Source organism: Candidatus Infernicultor aquiphilus, assembly GCF_002784285.1.
GTDB classification, from domain to species: Bacteria; Atribacterota; Phoenicimicrobiia; order Phoenicimicrobiales; family Phoenicimicrobiaceae; genus Infernicultor; species Infernicultor aquiphilus.
In genome coordinates this window covers 1-2410 of the sequence record NZ_PFKO01000295.1, presented here as the reverse complement: position 1 = coordinate 2410, position 2410 = coordinate 1, and the positions used below count along the sequence as shown (strand labels likewise).

Here is a 2410-nt window from a genome sequence, read left to right as displayed (position 1 = left end):
AATAAAATCATAAGAATAACAGTTATTATAATATTCAAAATCTTAATGTTATTAATGGAGATTCCAGCTAGATTATAGGTTTTATCGGAAATTAAGGCAGGAAAAGGAAGGAACCGTGGGCCAAATACAATTTTATTTAAGGGAAAAGGGATATTCTCAGGAGAAAGGGCAAAAAAATTCTCTAAAAATAGAGAAACACCTAAAGCAGTAATTAAAGCCGCTAATCTTGGTTTAAATCTTAAAGGTTTATAAGCAATTCTTTCTATAGTCATTCCTAGTAAGGCAGTGAATGCCATAGAAAAAATCAAAACTATTATAAAAGAATAATGAAAATTATGCGCAATAAAATAGTTACCCAAGAAATAAGAGATATACGCGCCAAACATAAAAAGGTCACCATGGGCAAAATTAATAAGTTTAACAATTCCATAAACCATAGTATAACCTAAAGCAATTAAGGCATATATACTACCTAATTGGATTCCATTTACTAATTGTTGTAAGAAAACTTTAATTCCAAAAGATAAAACATATAAAAATAAAAAAAATAGAATAATTACAGAAATAAAAACGTATTTTTTCCAATTTGTCAATTTATTGTAAGTCAATATATTATTATTTATAGAATCAGATAATTGTTTTTTAGTCATATTCTTCCCAATTTTTTAGAAAATATCTTTACTGTTTTATATAATATAACAGGACATTGCTTTTTGCAATGTCCTGTTATAGAAAGTTTATTAAATATCTATAATATATTTTTAGATATTTTTATCTTTTTATGGCTGGACAAATTTTACAAAGACAAATTTACCGTTTTCCACTTTAAGCACTGCCGCCTTTTTAATAGGATTTCTATTTTCATCAAAAATAATTTGGCCTGAAACACATTCTAAATTAGTTGCAAAGATAGCATCTCTAATTGCCGCGCCATCTGTAGAACCGGCTCTTTGTAGAGAATCAATTAAAATTAAGGCTGCATCATAGGCTAAAGCAGCTAAGGCATCAGGAGTTTGTCCATAAGTTTCGGTGTATTTTTTTACAAAGTTCTGCGCAATTGGTCTGGGGTCTTCAGCTGAATAATGAGTACAGAAATGTCCTCCCTCTACTGCCTCTCCACCTAATTTAGGAAATTCTGCTGAATCCCAACCATCTGGACCTACAAAAGGAACGGTTATTCCTAAAGCGCGGGCTTGTTTTGCCTCTAGGGCAGCAGCGGAATAGTAGGCATCTAAAAAGATTACCTCCGGATTAGCCGCTTTTATGTTGGTTAATTGGGCTGAAAAATCAGTAGTTTTATCTTCATCAGTAAAAGATTCGTAAGCCACTACCTTGCCGCCTAACTTTTCAAAACTTTCTCTAAAGACTTCAGCTATTCCCTTAGTATAGTCATTACCATTATCAAAGATAACTGCTGCAGTTTTTGCTTTTAAGTCATTATAACTGAAATTAGCAACTACAGCACCCTGGAAGGGATCAATAAAACAGGCTCGGAAAATATAATCGCCAGTAAGAGTAACTTGGGCATTAGTAGAAGTTGGACTAATAACTGGAACGCCAGCATCTTGAGCAATAGGAGCGCCGGCTAAAGTACATTTACTCATTACTGAACCAATAATGGCTACTACTTCGTCTTGGTCAATTAACTTACGAAAGGCATTAGCGGCTACTTCTGCAGAACCTTGGTCATCTTCAAAAATGTAATTGATTAAATATTTTGTTCCTCCGATGTCAACTCCGCCTTCAGCATTTACTGCTTTAAAGGCTAATAAACAACCATTTTTAGTAGAAGCTCCATAAGTAGCTGCACCCCCTGTCAGGCAAGCGACTCCACCAATTTTAACCAATTTTGCCGAGGCGACTGAAACAGAAAATAAAAAACACACTAAAATTAATAAAATTAGCAATTTCTTATTCATTTTTAGATCTCCTTTTAATTAATATGTATTTAAATAATTTCCGTAACCTAAAATCTAACCAAACTCTATTTTTTTAGATGTAATCACCTCCCTTTATTAAAAACAGAATAAAATAATGCAAAAAATATTTTAGAAATAAACACAATAAATTATATAGTAACTTTTTCTGTTTTTATTTATAAAAAAGCCTGAAAGATTGGTTCAATTTTAATTTATGGAACCTATCCTCCAGGCTTTTATCCCGAAAGTGTAGCATTAAACTTTCATTAAAATGCTTTGTGCCGCTTGGTCCAGACTTTTTGTTTAAAAACGGAACCCTAGGCACACTTCCATTTATATATTTAATTTTTAAAATTTTAGCATATATAATTATAACTGTCAAGCAAAAGAATTTTATTGTCAAATAAAAGATAAAACTGGACTGTTTTTTAATGATTTAAAAGATAAAAGTGGACTACCTAAAAACAGTAAAAAGGTATAATTTAGAACTA

2 protein-coding genes are annotated in these 2410 nt (G+C 31.5%); both read right to left on the bottom strand.

From position 1 onward, the window contains the following. Positions 1 to 515, bottom strand: a 515-nt coding sequence (locus tag COZ07_RS08120) for a branched-chain amino acid ABC transporter permease (RefSeq protein ID WP_406608073.1), incomplete at its 3' end; no start/stop codon positions are given. Between the two features lie 264 nt (positions 516 to 779). Further along, positions 780 to 1919, bottom strand: a complete 1140-nt coding sequence (locus COZ07_RS08115; RefSeq protein ID WP_406608062.1) for an ABC transporter substrate-binding protein — start codon at positions 1917 to 1919, stop codon at positions 780 to 782. Positions 1920 to 2410: the final 491 nt, after the last annotated feature.

Coding starts and splice junctions, on each gene's coding strand:
- COZ07_RS08115 (WP_406608062.1), bottom strand. CDS start 1,919: ATGAATAAGAAATTGCTAATTTTATTAATTTTAGTGTGTTTTTTATTT.